Annotated in this window: 1 pseudogene; it reads right to left on the bottom strand. The window is 32.4% G+C overall.

From position 1 onward, the window contains the following. Positions 1-223 (bottom strand): annotated as a pseudogene (locus KAR67_RS09490) (hypothetical protein); the annotation flags it as partial. Positions 224-324: the final 101 nt, after the last annotated feature.

Raw genomic sequence — 324 nt, 5'->3', positions numbered from 1 at the left:
TAGATTTCTCCCCTGTGTGAAATTCAGGATCTAGGTATTGGGGTTGATAGTCTTTGTAGGGGGAGTTTTGTTTGATATTGTGTGCTTCAAACAAAGCTTTAGAATATTCTTGGGTGTATTTGCCTACCTTAGCTCCCCCATCATATAATAAAATTTTATTCGTTTTTTTTTCTACATCTAATATAAGTCCATTAGGTGTATAAATCTCGTAAGTTTCACTCATTTTTATCCTTTCATCCTATATACAAACCATCTTCCATGATTATAGTTGTAGCTAGTCTGCCTATAAACTTATTAGAATAATCTTGGGATTTATTAGTATCA

It is taken from the genome of Campylobacter sp. JH32 (genome assembly GCF_017846535.1).
GTDB lineage: Bacteria > Campylobacterota > Campylobacteria > Campylobacterales > Campylobacteraceae > Campylobacter_D > Campylobacter_D coli.
The sequence above is the reverse complement of the archived record's forward strand: the minus strand, read 5'-3'. Positions and strand labels throughout refer to the sequence as shown.